The sequence below is a fragment of the Methylobacterium sp. Gmos1 genome (assembly GCF_053764715.1).
Genome location: NZ_JBSNCC010000026.1, coordinates 16741 through 35847, shown reverse-complemented (window position 1 = coordinate 35847; position 19107 = coordinate 16741). Strand labels below are relative to the sequence as shown.

Below are 19107 nucleotides of genomic sequence, written 5' to 3'. Positions count from 1 at the left end.
CGTTCTACGCCGGGCTTCGCCCGGCAGTCCGAGGGCGTCGTGCCCTCAATCGGGGTTCGTGAACACGCTGCCGCCGATGAAGGCCATCTCGCGGTCCGGCTGCGGCGGATCCTTCTGCGAGCCGTAGGCGAAGAACAGGCGGCGGCTGCGCCCGTCGGCGCCGGTCAGGGTGAGCGTGTGCCGGTCGAGGCCGTAGCGCCCGCCCTCCGGCGGTTGCCGGCGGCTCATCGCGGAACTCACGCCGCTGGTCGCGCCGGAATTCGTCGCCCCGGTCGAGCCGCCGCGGCCGTAGGTGCCGTCGGAGCGGAAGTCGTAGCGGTTCGAGACGGCGATCATCACGTCGCCACCCATCGCCGTGTTGCCGCCGCCCGACATGCGGCGGTAGGAGCGGGCAATAGTCCGCTCGCTGGCCTCCGCCGGGTAGGCCTTGAAGAACGAGCCGTCCTGGAGCCTGTAGTCCTGCGGCTTCCCGCCCGTACCGGTAAGGACGTACGAGTCGCCGGAGCGGGTCCAGCGGCCGAAGCGGCGCGGCTTGGCGGCGCGCTCTGTGGCGAGGTCGACGTCCTCGAGAGCGGCATCGTCGATCTCGTAGTAGCTGCCGTCGCGAAACAGGATCAGCGGCTCGAACTCGATCACGACCATGCCGCCGACCCCGACGCCGGTGGTCGAGCGGAAATACACGCCCTCGACCGCGGCCCAGTTCGCGGCGTGGCGCGGTTCCGCCGGCGGCTCGGCCGCCACGGGCGGAGCGTTGCCGGGGGCGACGGGCGCCTCGGGCAACGCGTCACCCGCCGTGGCCCGGGCCGCCGAAGCCTTCCGGCCGCCCTTGCCCACCAGACCGTCATCGGTGAGAGCAACCGCCCGCAGCTTCGCCGGGGGAATGAAGTCCTTCGACAGGCCGGCGACGAAGCTCGGCACCATCCCGAGGCGCTGCGCCGCCTGCCAGCCGGCGTGGTGCAGGACCGTGCGGAGTTTCACCTGCTCGGCGAAGGCGGCGCGGGTGTACGCCTGCAACAGGGGCGGCTTGTCGGCCATCGGCGCCACCATCTGGCGCCGCACCGCCCGGAGCGCGGCAGGGCTCGGCTCGGCCTTGGTGTCGTTGGCGACCATCCATTGCAGGACGATGAAGGCAGTGAGCACGTCGCCGGCATCGTCCGGCCGCAGGGCGGTGTCGGAGAGGAAGCTCCGGAAGATCGCGTCGTAATCGTGTCGGGCCATCTCCCGGGCGACCTCGGCCGCGGCGATCGGGTTGGTGGCACGCAGCTCCCGGACGTGGCGGGCGACCGTGGCGGCCCGCAGCTCCGCGTTCGAGGCGAAGGGCAGGGCGGGGCCGGCATCCCCGCTCTCCGACCCGGCAACCTCGCCGATGGGTCGGGCGTCGAGGGTCCGGAACCGCTGCATCCCCTGGAGGATGCCCGTGCCGACGTCCTGGGCTGGCGCTGTGGCGGCCAGCAGCGGGATCAGGGCGGCGGCGACGGGGACAACGGCGATCGTGCGGGTCATGGTGCGCTCCGCGGTCGAACGACGATGGGGGACGGCCCGTCGGCGGGCGGCGTCGGAGCCTGAGCCCGCCTCACGGCCAGCGGATCCCGAACAGCGCCAGCACGCCGGCGACGGCCGCGCCGATCAGCGTGAGCGCCATGAAGGGCAGGAGCGGGATCACCAGCCAGCCCATCATCATCAGGGTGTAGAGCAGGCCGCCGATGTCGAGGCCGGCAATCCGGCACGGCTGCGCGCGAGCCTCATTGACCGTGCACCCCGTCAGGCGGGCGACGATCAGGGAGAGGACGAGCAGCAGGAACGGGGTCCAGACGATCAGCACGCCGAGGAGGAGCATGGGCCGGTTCCTTCCGCGCCGGGTTCCGCTCGGCGGTACCGCACTCATCGCGAGATCCCGGCGCAGGGGCGCCAGACCCGCTGGTATCCGGCATCGCCGGGCCGGCCGTAGCACCATCCTGCCGCCTCGAGCCGCCGGTCGACGGCCTCGCGCCGGGTGCAGGCGTCGAGCGTGGCGGGATCGTCGCCGCGCCCGCCCCGGCAGGCGGTGTTGAGGGCGGCCCAGTCCCGCACCAACCGCGGGACGTCGGCGACCGGACCGGCCCGCGCGACGCTTGCCGCCGCGGCGAGGCCGAGGAGCGCGGCGGGAAGCAGGGTGACGCGACAGGCCACGCGCGACCTCCTTAGCGCATTGCGACCGAGGCGGCCACGCGCTCGGCGCGGGCGAGCGCCTCGGGCCGGTCCGCCGGTGCCAGGCCGAGGACGCGCAGGTAGGTCGATCCTTCGAACCGGATCACCTGCGTGACGGCGACCGGACGGCCGCTCCTCGCATCCGAGCCGGTGGCGCGCAGGCGCAGCACCACCGCGCCGTCGCGGGTCGCGCGGTCCTCGTCGGTGACTTTGACGTCCTTGATCTCGCGGAAGGTGGCGAGCGCCTTGCGGGCGAAGGTGCCTTCCTGGCCCTCCGGCACGGCGGCCCGCCCCATCGAGGGGGCGACGACGACCAACGGCTGCGCGCCATCGGGATCGACGTCCTTCGGACCGTCGGTGAGCATCAGGGCGTTGCCCATCAGCGCGCGCACCGGCCGGAAGCCCGCGAGGTCGCCGACGGTATAGGGCAGGACCGCGATCTGGTCAGCGAGGCTGCCGGGCGCCCGGAACGCGATCGTCGAGAGCGCCGCCTCGACCGCCTCGTCCGGCATCTGCCCCCGCGCCGCCTCGGGCACCTGCACGGTGACGAGGCCGGTACCGGAGGCACCGCGCACCACCGCGACCCACTTGGCGTAGGTGATCCCGTTGGCCGCCTGACTGCCGCGCAGAAGCCGGCCCTCGCCGCCGGCGACGCCGAGCGCGATGCCGGAACCCCGAGCCTCGAAGCAGGTCGCGCGCAGGGCCTCGGGGGTGAACCGCTCGACGAGCGGACCGTAGGCCTCGGCCGGCATCTCGGTGATGAGGATCGATGCGCCCGAGCGATGCTCGAACCCGGCAAAGCCTTTCGAGGGCGTCATGCCGGGCGGCGGCACCAGGCTGACCGATCCGGCGGCCGGGAACACCGCCTCGGCGGCGAGGGCGGGCGAGGCGAGGAGGCCGAGGACCGCCAGGAGCCGGCTGACGGCGAGAAGGGGCAGGCCGGCGGCGCGGGGCAGGAAGGATGCCATTGCGGAATCTCCGGGAGTTCAGTGCGAGGGGTTCAGCGCGTCGCGACGCGGCTGAGCACGAAGGTGTTGCCGGAGAACTGGACCTGGCCGGGCGCGCTCATGTGCTCGAGCATCAGGCGCAGGTTGCGGCCGAGGCGGGCGGAGTCGGAGCGGGTCTCGTACCAATACTCGGCGGCGGACGCCCCGGCCCGCACCGGGCGGTGGTGCTCGTAGCAGCGGAACGCTGCCATGTACTCCTCCGCCGCCTGGACCTCCTGGGCCGAGAACCCGTTGAGCCGCACGACATAGGCCGTCGGCAGCCCGCCGCAGGCCTCGACCGTCGGGCCGCCGGCGATCGGCGCCGCGACGGCGCCCGGGATGGAGGCCGCGCCGGGATCGGCCCCGCGGCGGGGCGCCACTACCCCGTCGAGCTTCGCGGTGAGCGCCGCGGCGACGTCGCCGGCAACGACTTTCGCCTCAGCGCCGACCCGCTCGAGCAGGCATTCGCGGTCGCACCCTTGCGGCAGCGGCGGCAGCTGCACGCCCGCGACCTCGAACGAGCCGAGGGACTGGCCGGTGCGCACGTTGAGGAGCCGGCCCGGGATGCGCACCTCCGGCCGCACGATGTCGGAATAGGTCGATTTCGACGCCGAGGCGTAGATCTGGAACACCGCGACCACGTCGAGGGGCGGGCTCGAGACCGCGCGGGCGACCTCGATCAGTTCGGCGTCGCGCCGGCGCACCCGGTTCGCTTGCGTGAAGCCCATCGCCACCGCGGTCTCGTCGTAGACGTTGTAGCCGCGCAGGTTCATCGTCTCGGAGAGTTCCGCGATCACCCGCTGGAAGATGCGGTTGCCGCGCGGCACCGAATCCTCGTCGGCATCCTCGCCCATCACCACCACGGTGGGTTTGGGCTGAGCGAGGGCCGGGCCTGCGAAGAGGAGGCCGAGGGAGAGCGCGGCGAGGGCGGCGCGGCGCGCGGCGGCACGGATGGGCGGCATCTTGTCCTCCTGTTGGTCGGATCGGTCGGTCACTCGGAGCAGGGCAGCGGCGTCGGCGCCGCGTCGAAATCGTCGAGGTCGAGGGCCACGCGCCGGCGCGGGTCGGCCAGGGTCGGGCCGGGCGAGGCCGGGGCCGCACAGGCCGCCTCCGCGGCCGGCCCGGGGAAGCGCAGCCCGCCGTGGCGGAAGGGCGCGATCAGGCTGACCTCGACCCGCCGGTTGACCCGCGACAGCGGGGCGGCCGGGTCCTTCGGGCGGGTCGGGCCCCAGCCATGCACGCGCAGCCGCTCCGGCGCGATGCCGTAGGTCTCGACGAGGTGGGCCCGCACCGCCTGGGCCCGGGCGAGGGACAGGCGCCGGTTGTGGGCGGGCGCACCCGCCGCGTCGGTGTGGCCGGCGATGAGGAAGCCGTGGCCGGCGAGGTCGCGCGAGGCGAGCGCCTGGCCCAGCGGCTTGAGCTGGATCCGCGCCTCCGGCGTCAGGCGGGAGCTGTCGTAGGCGAAGAACACCGTGAGATCGACCGTGCGGGCCGGGTCGACACGGACGGAGGGCCCGCCGTCGTCCGGGCTGAGCGCCCGCGCCGGCGCGCCGGGGGCAAGTCCCGGATTTCCATCGGCGAAGGGGGCGAGGGAGTGGATGATGGCGGTCGCCGACGGGTTGCGGGCCTCCGCCTCCGCCGGCCCGGCTTCGTCCGGCCTCTCCCGGGCGCCGGGCGCCTCGATCAGCGGGTTTGCCCGCGCCGCGCCGCCGAGGGCGACGACGAGGCTCAGGGCCATCGCGAGGCAGGAGCGGCCGAGGCGACGCCTGGCCGTGCGCTGCAGGGCGGCGTCCGCGATGATGGTCGGCCGCGCGGGCGCGTCGTCGATCCGCATGGTTCCGTTCTCCTCCGGGCCTTGCTTCTTGCCCGTCACACCCCGTGCCTGGACGAGCCAGAGCGGTTTTCGCCGCGCCGGCGCACAGATTGTCTCGAGAAAAGATCAGCGCCCGCGCAGGATCGTGTTCATCCGACCCGGATCGAGCGGGCCGTCGGGTGCGGCCGGGGCGGCTGCAGGTGAGGCGGAGGGCCTCGTCGCCGGCGCGGCCGGATGATGGGCCGGATCTGCGGCCGCCGCGGCGGCCGGACGGCCCTGGCGCGCCGCAATCTCGGACAGGATGCGGCTGCGGCCGAGGATCGCCGAGAGGCGGGTCGCGGCGTTGAAGCTCGACGGGTCCTTCGGGTCGAGGCCGCCCTCCTTGTGCAGCGCGATGCCGGCCACCGAGGCGTCGAACATCAGCGAGCCCGAGGAGCCGCCGAGCGTGTCGCAACGGTGGCGCAGGTCCGGTCCCTCGCCCTGCTCCTTGAGGGCAAAGCAGCGGAAGCGGCTCATCACCTTCGGCCGCCCGAGGGGATGGTGGATGACGAGCATCGAGCGGTTGCCGGGCACCGCCTCGCCCGAGAGCCGGGCCGCCCCGTAGGTCGCGGTCGGGTTGCCGGCGGCGCGGGCGAGGACGTAGTCGAGGCGTGCGTCGAACTCGACCGGCTTCGGGTCGATCTCGAACCGTCGCGAGCCCTGTCCATCGAGGGTCAGGTAATCCATCAGGATCGAGGCCTTGACCGGGGTCATATCGCCCGATTGCGGCAGGCAGTGGTGGTTGGTCAGCACGTAGTCGCCCGGCAAAAGCGCGCCGGTGCAGGAGGCGCCGACCGTCTGGCCGGTGCGGGCGTTCTTGAGCACGATGTCGACCCGGCCGATCGGGCGAGCGAGGGCCGCCAGGCCATCGCGCGGATCGAGTTCGGCGATCGGCTCGAACGCGCCCTTGTTGCGGTCGACATAAGTTGCCGCGTCGCCGGTGGTCTGCCGCGGCGGCAACTGCGCGCGACCGTAATCGGCAGGATCGAAGCCGACGCTCTGCGCCCGCGCAGGCTCAGTTGCGCCGAGCGCGAGGATCAGACTGAAAAATACCCAAGTTTCCCCCTTGGTCGAGCGGCATGTCCGGTGGCTTGTGGCCATCGCTGTCCTCCTCTCGGCGGCGGCTTTATGCCGTCTGCCGGTCCGCAAGTCAAAACAAGTCGATCCCGGTCCGGGAACAGTCCTTATGGGACGAGGCCGTGGACGAGCCGATCGGAGGTGCCCGACGGGTTTGCGGCGCCCGGGTCCGGTATGACCTGGACCGTGTAGACGAGGTTTCGCCGGGCGCCCTCACGCAGGAAATAGGCCAGCGCGCCGTCGGACAGCCGGGTCGGCGGCAGCGCCGCGGCGGCGAGCTCCGGACCCACGGCCACCCGCCCGCCGGGTACCGCGGCGCGGAAGGCGAGGCCGCACAGGTCCGGCGCGAGGCGGCTCGCCCGCAGCCGGCCGGGCGCGTCTGCCGGGACCGGGCGCCGCACCGGCAGATCCGCCCCGAACGCGACGCGCCGGCAGGACGAGCTCGCCGGAGCGGCCAGTTCCTCCACGACGGCGGCACCCGCCGTGGGCTCCGGCGCGGGGGCGACGGCCGGGCCGGGCTCGACCGGGGCGGGCGCCGCCACGGCGACGACCGGCCGGTCCGCCTCCGGGCGTGCGCGGAGCATCGCGAATCCGGCGGCAAGCGCCGTGGCGGCGAGAAGCGCGACGAGCGCGGCCGCGAAAGCGGGGTGCCGCCCGGCCGCCGGGGCGCGGGATGGCTCTGGCCGCGCCAGAGCCGCGAGGGCGGCCTGCACGCTCGCGGCCGGCAGGATCACCGGCGGGCGCGCCCGCGAGAGGGCGCGAAAAGCCAACGCGGCCTCCGCCGTCTCGGGCCCGTCGGGCAGGAGGACAGCGAGGTCGGCGCGCGCCGCCGCCGCGAGCAGGTCGCGGGAGCGCGCGAGCTTGTCGAGGAGCGCGTAGTCGCCGGGCAGCACCGCGAGGTCGAGGTCGACCGCACCCGTCGCCCACAGGACGAGGTCGGCCGCCTCCGGATCGGCGGTGAGGCTGTGACCTCGCGTCAGAAGGCCGTGGGCGAGGCAGACCGGCACCTCCCACGAGCGCCCGGCATCGAACGAGCCGGAGAGCCGCAACTCGTAGGGTTCGGAAGCCTCGCCCGCGAGGCGCGACAGCGGCCCGCCGGCCGCAGCAAGCCGCGCGTAGTCGCCCGACCAGGGCAAGGGCCGGTAATCGCCCGCCGCGAAGGCGGCGGAGGCCGGCAGGCCGGGGCGTTTCTTGAGGCTCCGCAGCACCACCGGGCCGCCGGTCGTCGGCACCACGACCAGGATCGAGGCCGGATCGATCGAGGCCGGCTTCATGCCGCCGTCACAGCAGGAACACCGCGCAGGCCCGGTCCCGCAGCATCTCGCCGAGCCGGGCCGCCTCCGGCACGCCCGGGTCGAGAGCGACGAGGACCGCGCCGTCGATCGCCGGCGGCAGCGCGAGCCGCACCGTCTCGTCGCCGAGCATCGCCTCGATGGCGCGCGGCGGTCGCGCCGCGCTGCCGCGCAGCACCAGGAGCGGCGGCGCGTCCTCGTCCGCGGGCAGGATCTCGAGGGTGAAGGGGCCGACGCGGCGCGATGCGACCGCACCGTCCGAGGCCGCCGCGGCGATCGGTGCGTGGGCGATCGCCCGGCCTGCGAGCAGCGCCCGGTAGCGCCGGGCGGTCGCCGGATCGGCGCGGATCGCCCGCACCACCGCGAAGTCGACCGGTCCGTCCGTCGCGCGAGTGGCGTGGGCCCACAGTTCCGCGGCGCCCGGGCGACGAGACGTGTCGCGCGCGGGTTCGCTCGCCCGCATCAGGGCGCGGGCGGCGTGGATCTCGGCGAGCAGGCGCGCCTCGTCGCTCACGCGGTCGCCTCCGCGGCGTAGGCCTCGGCGAACGTTCTGGCGAAGACATCCCGGTCCGTCGCGAAGGCAAGCTCCAGCGGCCGCTGCCGGGCGAGGCCGGCGACGGCGCGGGCGAGCCGGCCGGCCTCCTCGGCGAGCCGCAGCAGGGCGGCGTCCGCGGCGGCAAATCCCGCCGCGAGCCGGTCGGGGTCGTCGAAGCCGGCGCGCCGGATCCGGCGGATGTCGGCGCGTGCCGCCGCGAGGGCGTCGCGGGCCTCGGGGGGAAGGCCATCGGCCTCCACCGGGACCCGGAGCGCCGCCGCGATCCGCAGCATCCGGTCGAGATGCGCGGTCAGCGCCGATACCCGCTCGGCCAGCGCCGGGTAGGTCTCGGCCTCGGCGCAGGCCGTGCGCTCGGCGATGCTCAGGCCTCCGCCGCCGCGGCGCAGGCGGTTGGCGAGGCCGGACTGCACCCGCCCGAAGCTCGCGGCCCGCAGCGTCGTGAGCGGGCGGGTACGGTGGAACGGCTCGAGGCGCAGGAACTCGGCGAGGTCGTCGCGCTCCGCCCCCGTCAGGATCTTCGGCCCGTCGGGCAGGGTGGCGAGCAGGGCTGCCAGGGTCTCGGCCGGCTCGGCCGCCACGAGGTCCGCCAGCGAGGCGTCGAGCCGCTCCTCCCAGCCCTCGACCGCGTCGAGCGAGGCGGGAGAAGCCAGCTCCGCGAGGCCGCCGAGCAGGGCGGAGGCCGCCTCGAAGGTCACGAACTGCTCGGCGGCCGTTCGGAAGCCCGGCCGCTCGCCTTCGCTCATCTGCCCGCGCCAGAACCCCAGGATGTCGTCGTCCGTGAAGGTGCGGCGCCCGTCGAGGAAGCCGAGGATCGCCCGGAAGCGCCGCTCCAGCGGGGCGAGCGGCAGGTGGGCGTGGCGATAGGCGGCGAGGTGGCGCGCGAGGCGACGGCTGAAGGATGCGGCGCCCTCGGCGTCCGGCGCGGCGGCGAGGTCGTCGAGCCAGCCGGTAACGGCAGCGAACTGCGCCAGGTCCTCCGCCGTCAGCACGAACTCGGCCAGCGCGAGGAGCCGGGCGAGGCCGGACCAGGTCGTGCGCCAGCCCGCCTCTCCGTCCTGAAGGATCGGGCCGCGGGCATCGACGGCAGTGCCCGTACCAGCGAACCGGGCCTCGAGCCGGTCGACCCGGGCGAGCCCAGGATCGAGCGCGAGGGTGACGAGGTCGCGCCCGTCGCGGGCACCGGTGAGTCTCGCCAGGGAGGCGAGGGCGTGGGCGAGGTCCCAGAGCGGCTTGTCGCGGTTCGGCCGCACCGCGCCGGCGACGACCCGGGCGAGCCAGGCCCGGTCCTCGCGGGAGAGGTCGCGGCCCTCGGCCACGGCGGCGAGGTCGGCTGCGCAAGCTTCGTCGTATCCGCCGGTCATGCGCCCGCCCTCAGCCCCGCGCCCGTCCGTCGCCCACCGATATCGCCGGCCCGCCCGTCCGTCACCCCCAGGGCCACCGTCAGCGGCCGACGATGCGCGGCGCGACCCTGCGCGCCAGGACCTCGATCTGACGCGCCGCCACCTCGCGGCTGCCCGCAAGGGCCCGGATCGTGAGAAGGTCGCCGTCGCGCAGGATGACCGCGGTCGCGCCCGCGCTCGACCCGATGCCGTAGGTGGTGACCCACCCCACCGCCGGATCCACCGACAAGCCGGACAGCCGGCAATCCGGGCTGCGCGACCGGCAGATGTCCTCGAGCTGTGCCAACGAGGTCCGGCCCGCGCGCACCCGCTCCTCGGTCCCGTCGTTCTGGCGCCCGAGCAGAAGGTCGACCATCGGCGCGCCATCGCAGGTCGTGCACATCAGGGTGAGCCGCTCCGGCGCGGCCCGTGCCGCGTAGCCCCGGCCAAGGGCCGCCCCGGCTTCGTCCGCCACCGCCGTGAGGTCGCGCAGCGCAAAGCCCCCGGCGCAGGCCGGCGCGGCCGAGAGGCACAGGAGGGCGGCGAGAAGGCTTCGCACAGTCATTCTCCCTGGAAGTGAGGGCGGTAGTGCCCGTCCGCCTCGTCATCGCACCACGATCCTGGCGGTCGCCTCGGTCACGCCCGGCACCGCCCGGATCCGCTCGACGAGGTCGAGCACCTCGGGCGGCCGGAGCAGGCGGGCCTCGCCGTCGGCGCCCGGCGCGGCGGCGAGCCAGCGCTCGGCGAGCTCCGGCGGCAGGCCGCCGGCGACGCCGAAGCAGGAGAACAGGTTCTCGAACGGATCCCCGGCGACGATCTCGTCGAGGCCGTAGCCGCGCGGGTAGCGCCGGACGTCGCCGGCGGCGAGGGGCGTCAGCGAGGCGGCGTTGCCGCGCACCGGCAGCGCCACGAAGGCGGTCTCGTCGGGGGCCACCACCCAGCAGTACAGACTCTGGCGCGCCCGCGCGTCGATGCGCAGCTCGAGGCGCTGGCCGCGCGCGAACGGGGTGGCGGTGGCGGCGACCGCGAGCCGGCCGCCATCGATGCGCGCCGTCGCCGCCAAGTGATCGAGGAAGGGGCGCGGGGTCGGGTCGCACCCTAAGCCCTCGATGGCGATGCGCCGTCGCCCGGTCGGCGCCAGCACCGCGCCATCGCGCTGGAACTCCACCTCCATCCAGGAGCGGCGCTCACGGTCAGTGAGGAAGCGCCCGCGCGCCGTCACCGGACCGGTGCAGGTTGTGCCGGGCGGGCGGCGGCGCACCTCGAGGCGCGCGCCCTTGAGGAGGCGGTTGGCCGAGCGCGCCTCGGCGTCGAGGGCGATGAGCAGGCGTTCGGTGAGCGCGCCGGCGCAGGACGAATGGCCGCCCTCGGCCTCGAACGGGCAGACCTCGACCGCGGCGACGGTCGGTGCCGCCTGCCCGAAGGCCTTCACCGCCCGCTCCATCTCGGCATCGATATCGACGACGCCGGCGCCCACGCGGATCGGCACCGTCAGGGGCTCGCTTGTCGCCTTGCAGGAGGCGCTGCGGGTGATTGCCTGGAGCCGGAACGCCGCGGTCTCTCCGGCGCGGCGCGGCTCGACCAGGAACACGCTGGCCTCGCCCGCGAAGGCGGCGCCGATCTGCGCCTCGGCCTCCGGGCCGGACAGGCCCGTCGTCCCCTCGCGCAGGGCCTTGATCCGCACCACGTCTACGGCCGCGGCGAGGCGCACCCGGCCAGTGCCCAGCAGCCGGCTCTCGACCGCGAGGCGCACCTCCTCGGCCTGCTCGCGCGACCACGCGGTCTGGCCGGGCTCGGGCCCGATGACGGCGAGCGAGAGGTCCGGTCTCCCGGCGCAGGTCGCGACCGCGTCGAGGAAGGGCGCCAGCGCGTCGGTGCCGGGATCGGCGCGGGCCGGCAGGGCCGCGGCGAGGATCGCGGCGAGCGCCGCGGCAAGAGAGTGCCTCATTCCGCCTCGTTCGCCTTGGCGTACTGATCGAGGGCGCGCACGAAGACCGGGTTGAAGCGTCCGTCGAGGGCCCCCGGATAGTAGTCGGCCTGCTTGATCGCACGCTGCACGGTGCGGATCGTCTCGGGCTTCAGCTTCTGCGCCGCAGTATCGGTGGCCGAGACCGAGGCGGCGCCGAGCTCGCCGCGCTTGAGCGCCCGCAGCACCATGTCGGCGGCACTGACCCCCGGGAAGTAGCGGGCAAAGCCGTTGTCGATCAGGGTGGCCATCGTTGCCATCGCCACGGGATCGCCCTTCTCGGCCGCCTTGCGGAACAGGTCGAAGCCCTGGCGCAGGTCCCTCGGGAAGCCGTGGGCGCCGGTGGCATAGTGCGGCACGAGCTTGCTGATCGAGGGCACGTCGCCCCCGTCCGCGGCGCGTTTGTAGAGCGCCACCGCCTCGGCCTCGTTCTTCGGGACGCCGTTGCCGTATTCGAGCATGCGGGCCGCGTTGGCGAGCGCCACCACGTTGCCGGCCTCGCCGGCCTGGCGGTAGAGGCGCAAAGCCTCGCCTTGCGAGCGCTTCACGCCCTGGCCGTTCTCGTAAAGCGTGGCGAGGTTGTTCATCGCCGCGGTGCTGCCAGCTCTGGCCGCCCGGTCGTAGGCCGCGAAGGCCTCCTTCGCGCGGTCGGCCCGGTCGTAGGCGCGGCCGAGCTGGTAGGCGAGGCGGCGCAAGGACGGATAGGCGGCAGACGCCCCCCGGCAGGCCTCGATCGCCGACGCGGCCTCGATCCGGCCGTACTTCACGCCCGGGACAGCTTTTGGCCGGTCGGGATCGTCGGTGCCGGCGGCGAGCGCGTCGCAGGTCTTCACCCGCGGGTCGCCGCTCGGGTCGGAGCTGCCGAGATAGCCTTGCGCAAGGCCGCGATAGGCGCAGGTCTCGGTGCAGGAATCGAGATAGGCCTGGTACTGCCGCGCCGCGCCGAACCTCGCCCAGTTCTCCTGGTCGATCGCCGCCGCGTCGCGCTGCCGACCGGCCAGCAGCCGGTCCATCGCCTGGGGCCGGTAGGCGCAGACCTCGCCGCAGGTGCCGATATAGGCCTCGACGGCCTCGCGCGTGCCGGCGCCCTCCGCCCGGCTCCACGCCGCCTCATCGCGCACGGACGCGACGCCTCTCGCCACCGCGTCCACCGGCAGCGAGGCCTTCAGCACGATCGGCGCGTCGTCGACCTCCGGCACCTGCTCGCGGCCGGATGCGCGGCGCGCCGCCTCCTCGACCTCGCGCTTCAGGTAGCCCTTCAGCTCCGCCCAGGTGATCCGGCCGTCGCCGCCGCCTGGCTGGTCACCCGCATCGGCGAGACCCGAGACGCCCATCAGGAAGCGGCTGGTGAGGAGGCCCAGGCGGTTGACCTCGTCCCAGTTCGCCGGGGTCGCGCCCGACGTCGCCACCAGCCGCACGATCCCGCTCTCCGCCTTCGGCTGGGCCGGGGCGAAGCCGGGGGCCGAGACCGCGAGCAGGCTCTCCCCCTTCCGCCCGGTCTCGCCGGTGAAGCAGGCATCGACCATCACGACGAGCTGGCGCCCGGACCCGATCTTGCGCTTCACGAGGTCGAGGTTGCGATAGAGCGTCTCGAGGGCGTAGCCGCTTTCGCCCTGGTTCGGGTTGCCGTCCTCCGGCAGGAGGAAGGGCTGGCGGCTGGCGAGGTCAGGCACGCCGTGGCCCGAATAATAGACGAAGACGTTCGAGCGCCCCTCGCGCACGCTGCGCCACAGCCGGCCGGATTGCGGATTGCGCTCGGTGCCGAACACCTGGTTGAACTCGTTGAGCGTCGCATCCTTGAGGACGAAGACGTTGGCGTCGCGGTAGCCGAGGCGCTGGACGAGGTAGGCGCGCATCGCCTCGGCGTCGTTGTGGGCGTAATCGACCGGCACCGTCTGCTTGTAGCTCCGGTTGCCGATCACGACGGCGACCGAATCGCCGTTATCGGTAAAGGCGGAGGTTTCGGGAGCGTGCGCGTCGGGGACGGCCCGGGCCGTGACCGGGGCGAGGATCGCCGCCTGCACCAGGAGGGCGAGCGCGGCGCGGGCGAGGTGCGGCCGCAACACCGGAGCCTTCGTCATGCGCGTTCTCCTTTCTCGAGGGCGATGGGCTGCCGGCCGTTGATCCTCGGCGACCGGCGTTTCGGCCAGGGTGGCCGAACGGTGGAAACGAAAGCCGGCCGTTGCATGGCGTCGCGAGGGTCTAGCCGGCGATGAGAGCGAGGGCGAGGCTGAGAAGGGCGAGGTGGAGCGGCGAGAGGGTGGCCTGCATCGCGGGGCCTCCTCAGCGCAGGTAGAGGCCGCGCCCGCACCGGCGCACCCGCCGCGGCTCGATGTATCCGGTAGCCCGGTTGAACACCTCGACCGTGCGATAGAGGCAGTAACGCCCGGAATCGCGGCCGTTGTAGTAGACCCCGCCGGTATCGAGATCGACGCCGATGAATTCCTGGTTGCCGCGGCTCCCGTGAGTCTCGCCATCCTGGGCGATTCCCGGGACCGTGCAGCAGAGCAGGGCAATCGCGGCGAGGATCGTGGTCTTCGTCATGGCGCATCTCCGTTCGGGCGCTGTCCGCCCTCATCGAGGCCATGGGTCGGCCAGACCGGTTTTCGCGAGCGCTGAGCCGGCAGGAACGAAAAATTCCGATCCGGGCGGCGGCGGAAGCACGCCTCACAGGGTGAACACCGCGACCCAGACGCGTCGAAGGCCGGGTCCGGCGGGAGCAACTGCCAACTTGCGGGCGCGCCGGTCCGCTACCAGCGCCTCGCCGCCGGCCGCGCCCTCCGGCAGGGCCGTGAGCCATCCGTCGAACCTGCTGCCGAGGAGCGTGATCCCCGCACCGTCGCCGGGGGTGAGGCCGCCGGGCACGAGCCGGGCCGCGAACTCGGCGGCCTCGACCTCGATCGCGTCGAAGGTGAGCCGCATCAGCCGGTCGATCCCGGCCTCGTCGGCGCTCCGCAGGTCGCGATGGCCCGACGGCAACGGCACGCCGATGAACGCCTCGATCTCCGCGACGGGAACCGGACGCCCAGGCGTGCAGGCGGCGAGCAGGGCGGTCGGGAGCAAGGCCAGACGCAACGCCGATCGCACGCGCGCTCACCGGCCCGGCCCCCGCAGGTAGGCCCGGATCTGCCGGGCATAGTCGCGGGCACCCCGCGCCTCCGGCCCAGTTCCGCGGGCGATCCGGTCGAGGGCGGCGAGCGCCGCCCGGCCGTGGCGCCGGCTGGCGAAGAGGGCGAGACCCTGCTCGGCGACGAAGACGTCGAGCCCGGTGAGGCCGGCCACGCAGGCGAGGTAGGCGGCAGCGTTCTCGACCTGCCCCGGATCGAGGTCGAGCCGCTCGACCGAGGCCTCGCCGACGAGCGCCCTCGGATAGCGCGTTTCGAACGCCGCCACGAGCGCGGCGTCGAACAGGGCGTCGGCGCGCACCTCGGCGCAGCCCGGCAGCGGTAGGCCTGTGACCGGTGCGGGCACGGCCCGGGCGGGGCCGGGCAAGAAGAGGGCGAGTGCGAGGAGGGCGGCAGCGCGCATCTGCGTGCGTCGCCCGTTACTCGCAGGCCGCGCCCGGACCGCTCCCACGGGGAAGCGGCCGAGAGCGGCGAGGCATGGCTCCACGGTGTCGAGATCCTGCACCATCTCCCGGTCGGCGAGCCGGCGCAGATCCGCCTGCGTATGGATGCTCATCGCCGTCGCTCCTTCACGGCGTGCGCCGGTAGACGCCCCGGAACGTGACGTTCAGGCCGCCGCAGGCGAGGTTGTCGTCGACGACGAGCCAGGGGCCGAGCCGTCGCAGCCAAATCTTGCAGTCGGTCTCGGAGCCCTTCTGCACCGGCAGGGTACCCGTCTCGCCCACGGCGAAGCTGGCGGCGTCGCCGACGGGCACGACCGTGCCGGACATCTCGCCGGTATGGATCCCGCCGCGGCTGACCCGGTCGGGGTCGCCCGCGCCCCAGGTCGCGTCGCCCGCGACGGCGAGTGTGCCGGCCTTGTCCCCGAGCGTCACCCGGATCTGCGCCTCCGCCTGCTTCCACGTGCCGAGCCATCCCTCGACGGCGACCGACGCCGCCGGCTCGACCGCCACCGCCTCGGCCGGGATCCAGCCGGACCGAACAACATCCTCGTCCTTCGCGCTCCGGTAGGTCGCGCACAGGAAGGCGCCGCGGCGCTCGCCGAGGATCACGGCATCGCCGGTCACCAGGTAGGCCCGCTCGCGGCAGGCCGGGCCCGGATCAGGGCAGCCCGCGCGGGCAAGGCCGTCCTTGACGAAGGCGGTGCGGCCCGGGGCCGAGACCCGTCCCAGGGCGAGGACCGGGCCGGCGGAGAGGGTGGGCGCGCGCCGGCACTCGTTCTCCTCCGCCCGCCCGCCCGAAACGCCTGCCGCCGAGGTCAGAACCGCGAGCAGGACGGCGCGGCATGACCGGCGGGTGGTCCTGAGCGTAGGATGTGCGGGTCTCATGGCAAGGTATCCGGATGCGGGCGGCGGGCTGGCGGTGGACCGCGGCGGGCGCGGTCGCGATCCTTCGTGCGACGGCGATCTGGCGGCTGCGCGAGGTTGTCACCCAGGACGCCTGCCTCAATGCAGGCGGGGCATGGCACGGTGGAGCATGGCGAGACGGTGGCTGCCGGCACTGACGGCGGTCCACCGGGGGCGCTCCCGAGCCGGCTTCCGGGCGCGAGCAGCCGGTGGCGGACGAGACTGTCCGGCCGCGTGCGGGCAGCGTCGTTGTCCGGCAGGTCGGGTCGGCCGAGCACCGCGGCGGTACCTGCCTCGGACAGGTGCCCGTGCGGGGGTAGCACGCGCCGGGCGGGCTCCCGCACCGTGGGGGAATTCGGTCGAGGGATCACCGGCGCGTAGTCCTGGATGGTCACGATGCGCCGAGGCGTGTATTCGCGCTGCCTCCGGACCCGGTAGACGCCACGCGCGAGAGTGATCGTGCCGTGCTCGTCATGGACGATCCGCGCCTGCTCTCCGCACATCGAGGGAGAAGCAGCCGTCTCCGGCGAACAGGGAGGCGGGGGCGGCGACCCGGTGGCCGCGGCCGGTCGGCTCGCTCCGGGCGGGCACGGTATGCAGTAGCGGCCGCTCGTCGGCCTCCCGCGACAGGATCCGGATCACTGAATGAAGATGTCGCCCTGTCGCCACTTGGCAGGCTCCGCTGGTGGTCGAGATCAGCGATCGGCTCCACGCCGAGCGTCGATCCTCATTCGGCTAATGATCAGTGCGTAATCATTGGCAGCCGAGCCTCCATAAGCGAGGCCATCAGGATCGTCTTTCCCCAGTCACGCTAACCCGAGGATCGACTGGGGGTCAACCACAGTTGCGCAACCGCTGCGATTGAGAGGTCACACGCCCGACCAGGTCAGAGAACGGGATCGCAACGCTTGGCGTCCCGACGCCCGACGACGGGTCGCGAGTTGCCTCTTCGACGACCGCCGGAAACATTGGGTTGACCTGCACGCTCATACCGGTAGAAATCCTACCACCTTCCGAGACCTCGGACGTGCTGCGCCCGATCTCCCGCCGCTTTTCCGGCACTTCGACCGGCGTACCCTCGACGGTGGCGCCCGATCGTCTTGCGATCGTCTCGCGCACCCCATGCCGCATCGGCATCTGATCTCCCGCACCAAGGAGGCGACCATTCCCGAGGCAACGATTTCGCACGTGCCCTCGCGGCCGCGCGCCTTCGCCGGTCTGATCGCCGCCACCGTGCTTTTGCCGCTCGTCCTCCTGCTCCTCGGCCTGTGGGAGCGGCAGCGCGGCGCCGACGACTGGGCCGAATTCACGGCCGAGCACGATCGCCTCGCCCGGGTCGTGGCGGATCTCGAGGCGCGCACGCCGCGCGACGGGCGCCCCGATTTCAGCCTGCAGTTCCGCCGCGACGGCAAGAATTACGGCGGTCCCCTCGCCGTGGTGATGGCGCGCGAGGTCCGGGACCGGGCCGGAACGCTTGTCGCCGTAATGGACTGGCGCCGCTGGCTGCCGCCGGTCGCGATCGCGGGCGGTGGGATCGCGGCCGGGCTCTCGCTCCTCGTGCTGCTCAGCGGGGCCGCGCTCGCGCGGATCGGGCGCGGCTCGCGCGACGCGCTGGTGGGCGGCTTCTCGCTGGTGCGCCGCCTGCTGCCGGCGGTCCTCGCGGCCCAGATCCTGGCGGCGACTGCCGGCTTCGTCGCCGTCGTCGCCTTCGAGTCGGGGCTGCTGCTCCAGGGCGGCCTTTCCGGCGACGGGATGAAGCTCTTAGGGATCGCCGCCGTCGCGGTCGGCGCCACGCTCCTCGCGGCGGGCGGGGCCCTTCTCGGCCTACGCCGCGCGCTCGACGCCTTCGAGCCCGACCCGCTGACGATCCTCGGCCGGCCGATCGCGCCCGCCGAGGCGCCGGGACTGTGGCGACTCGTCGAGGGCCTGGCCGAGCGGATGGGAGCGCTGATGCCCGAGGCCTTGGTCGTCGGCCTGACCGAAGGCTTCTTCGTCACCGCCGGCCCGGCGGTACTGGAGCCTGGCGGCGCGCGGCTCTCGGGCCGCATCCTCCACTTGCCGCTGCCGCACCTCGCCCTGATGCGTGGCGACGAGACCGCGGCAATCATCGCCCACGAGCTCGCGCATTACGCCGGCGGCGACACCGCCTACAGCCAGCGCTTCCTGCCGATCTACGCCGGGGTCGCGCGCTCCCTCGACGTGGTCGCAGCGCGCGAGGGTCACGCCCTCGGCCTGCTCGGGCCGTCGGTGCGGCTCGGCGGGTTCGTGATGGAGCGCTTTCACCTCGCCGTGCGCCACTGGAGCCGGGTGCGCGAGTTCGCGGCCGATGCGGCCGGCGCCGGGGTGACCTCACCCGAGGCGGCGGCACGAGCGCTCCTGCGCAGCGGCGCCCTCACCCCACGCATCGCCGAGACCCTCGCCGCCGCGGCCGAGGCCCCCAAAGCCGCGAAACCCGACCTCGTGGCGGCGTTGCTTGACCGCGTCGTCGCCCTCGGCCTCGACGACCCGGCCCTCCACATCGAGGCCGAGCAGGCCCATCCGACCGATACCCACCCGCCGACCCGCGAGCGCATCGCCGCCCTCGGCCAGGCCATCGACGTCAGCCTGCTGAATGCCGCCGGTCTCACGCCGCCGCCGCACGCCCTCGGCCAGCTCGCCGCCTACTTCGCCGATCCGGCCGGGCTGTGCCGGGCAACGAGTGCGGATTTCCTCGACGCGGTGCGCGAGCGCGATGCGGCGTTCCGCGCCCGCCTGGAAGCGACCGCTGCCGAGGTTGGTACCGAGGAGCGAGTGCTGCGCGCGAACTACCGCCCCCGCGGCCTCGTGCTGGCTGTGGCCGGCAGCCTTTTCGGCCTGGTAGCTCTGGCCGTGGCCGTGTTCGGCATCCCCGGGCTCCTGCCCCGGGAGGCCACCGTCGTCCTCGCCGCGTCGCTTGCAATCGCCGTACTGATGGGCGGGGCCGGAGCGTTGGTCCTGTCGCGAGGCGAGCCTGTCATCCTGGTCCTGAGGCCCGAAGGCCTGACCGCGCCCGGGCTCGACCGGACAATCGCCTGGAGCGACATCGCCGATCTCGACCTGACCGGGAATCATGGCGGCCTCGTCATGCGCGTGCTGCTGCCGCCGGCCGTGCCCTGGCCCGAGCGGCGGCCGGGCCGCCCCGCCGCGAAGCTCGATCCGAGGCGCCGCATCGTCACGCTGCCGCTTCCCATGCCGCGCGGGATGAACCCGCAGGGTTTCGCCGACCTGATTGCCACCTACCAGTCGGCGGCGCAGGCCCGGTCGATTCTCGCCGGGACCGCGGCCGCTGCGCCCGTGACCGAGCCCGCCTGACACACCGTGAG

Annotated in this window: 19 protein-coding genes; 1 reads left to right on the top strand and 18 read right to left on the bottom strand. The window is 73.9% G+C overall.

Annotated elements, in window-relative coordinates; translation table 11 throughout:
• Positions 1-45: 45 nt before the first annotated feature.
• The 18 genes from ACS5PV_RS29330 to ACS5PV_RS29245 all read right to left on the bottom strand — a co-directional run bounded on the left by ACS5PV_RS29330 (position 46) and on the right by ACS5PV_RS29245 (position 16903).
• Entirely contained in the window at positions 46-1503 is a 1458-nt protein-coding gene (locus ACS5PV_RS29330) for a hypothetical protein (RefSeq protein ID WP_455398861.1), read from the bottom strand.
• Positions 1504-1573: 70 nt separating this feature from the next.
• On the bottom strand, positions 1574-1837 hold the full coding sequence (locus ACS5PV_RS29325; protein WP_455398860.1) for a hypothetical protein: 264 nt from the start codon (positions 1835-1837) through the stop codon (positions 1574-1576).
• Positions 1838-1881: 44 nt separating this feature from the next.
• Positions 1882-2169 (bottom strand): hypothetical protein, encoded by a 288-nt coding sequence (locus tag ACS5PV_RS29320; RefSeq protein WP_455398859.1) that lies wholly within the window; start codon positions 2167-2169, stop codon positions 1882-1884.
• 11 nt (positions 2170-2180) lie between these two features.
• Entirely contained in the window at positions 2181-3155 is a 975-nt protein-coding gene (locus ACS5PV_RS29315; RefSeq protein ID WP_455398858.1) for a hypothetical protein, read from the bottom strand.
• Positions 3156-3187: 32 nt separating this feature from the next.
• Positions 3188-4135 (bottom strand): hypothetical protein, encoded by a 948-nt coding sequence (locus tag ACS5PV_RS29310; protein WP_455398857.1) that lies wholly within the window; start codon positions 4133-4135, stop codon positions 3188-3190.
• A 29-nt stretch (positions 4136-4164) separates the two neighbouring features.
• On the bottom strand, positions 4165-5007 hold the full coding sequence (locus ACS5PV_RS29305) for an OmpA family protein (RefSeq protein ID WP_455398856.1): 843 nt from the start codon (positions 5005-5007) through the stop codon (positions 4165-4167).
• 105 nt (positions 5008-5112) lie between these two features.
• Positions 5113-5985, bottom strand: coding sequence for a trypsin-like serine peptidase (locus tag ACS5PV_RS29300; protein ID WP_455398855.1), 873 nt, complete (start codon positions 5983-5985; stop codon positions 5113-5115).
• Between the two features lie 224 nt (positions 5986-6209).
• The gene (locus ACS5PV_RS29295; protein WP_455398854.1) at positions 6210-7376 is read right to left on the bottom strand and encodes a hypothetical protein; all 1167 of its coding nucleotides are present in this window, start codon (positions 7374-7376) and stop codon (positions 6210-6212) included.
• A 7-nt stretch (positions 7377-7383) separates the two neighbouring features.
• A complete protein-coding gene (locus tag ACS5PV_RS29290) occupies positions 7384-7908 on the bottom strand; it encodes a hypothetical protein (protein WP_455398853.1) in 525 nt (174 codons plus the stop codon).
• Complete coding sequence (locus ACS5PV_RS29285) at positions 7905-9311, bottom strand: hypothetical protein (RefSeq protein ID WP_455398852.1); 1407 nt, start codon at positions 9309-9311, stop codon at positions 7905-7907. Before ACS5PV_RS29285 ends, ACS5PV_RS29290 begins: the two co-directional genes overlap by 4 nt.
• Before the next feature lie 79 nt (positions 9312-9390).
• On the bottom strand, positions 9391-9894 hold the full coding sequence (locus ACS5PV_RS29280; protein ID WP_455398851.1) for a hypothetical protein: 504 nt from the start codon (positions 9892-9894) through the stop codon (positions 9391-9393).
• 39 nt (positions 9895-9933) lie between these two features.
• The gene (locus ACS5PV_RS29275) at positions 9934-11277 is read right to left on the bottom strand and encodes a hypothetical protein (protein WP_455398850.1); all 1344 of its coding nucleotides are present in this window, start codon (positions 11275-11277) and stop codon (positions 9934-9936) included.
• Positions 11274-13376 (bottom strand): caspase family protein, encoded by a 2103-nt coding sequence (locus tag ACS5PV_RS29270; protein WP_455398849.1) that lies wholly within the window; start codon positions 13374-13376, stop codon positions 11274-11276. Before ACS5PV_RS29270 ends, ACS5PV_RS29275 begins: the two co-directional genes overlap by 4 nt.
• Before the next feature lie 202 nt (positions 13377-13578).
• Positions 13579-13839 carry a hypothetical protein gene (locus tag ACS5PV_RS29265; RefSeq protein WP_455398848.1) on the bottom strand — a complete coding sequence of 87 codons (261 nt, stop codon included), beginning with the start codon at positions 13837-13839 and terminating at the stop codon, positions 13579-13581.
• Positions 13840-13962: 123 nt separating this feature from the next.
• Positions 13963-14370, bottom strand: a complete 408-nt coding sequence (locus ACS5PV_RS29260; protein WP_455398847.1) for a hypothetical protein — start codon at positions 14368-14370, stop codon at positions 13963-13965.
• Between the two features lie 18 nt (positions 14371-14388).
• Positions 14389-14976 carry a hypothetical protein gene (locus tag ACS5PV_RS29255; protein WP_455398846.1) on the bottom strand — a complete coding sequence of 196 codons (588 nt, stop codon included), beginning with the start codon at positions 14974-14976 and terminating at the stop codon, positions 14389-14391.
• A gap of 13 nt (positions 14977-14989) precedes the next feature.
• On the bottom strand, positions 14990-15748 hold the full coding sequence (locus ACS5PV_RS29250) for a hypothetical protein (RefSeq protein ID WP_455398845.1): 759 nt from the start codon (positions 15746-15748) through the stop codon (positions 14990-14992).
• Between the two features lie 852 nt (positions 15749-16600).
• Positions 16601-16903, bottom strand: a complete 303-nt coding sequence (locus tag ACS5PV_RS29245) for a hypothetical protein (RefSeq protein ID WP_455398844.1) — start codon at positions 16901-16903, stop codon at positions 16601-16603.
• Between the two features lie 96 nt (positions 16904-16999).
• Here ACS5PV_RS29245 and ACS5PV_RS29240 point away from each other — a divergent pair, with 96 nt between their 5' ends.
• Positions 17000-19096 (top strand): M48 family metalloprotease, encoded by a 2097-nt coding sequence (locus ACS5PV_RS29240; protein WP_455398894.1) that lies wholly within the window; start codon positions 17000-17002, stop codon positions 19094-19096.
• Positions 19097-19107 lie beyond the last annotated feature (11 nt).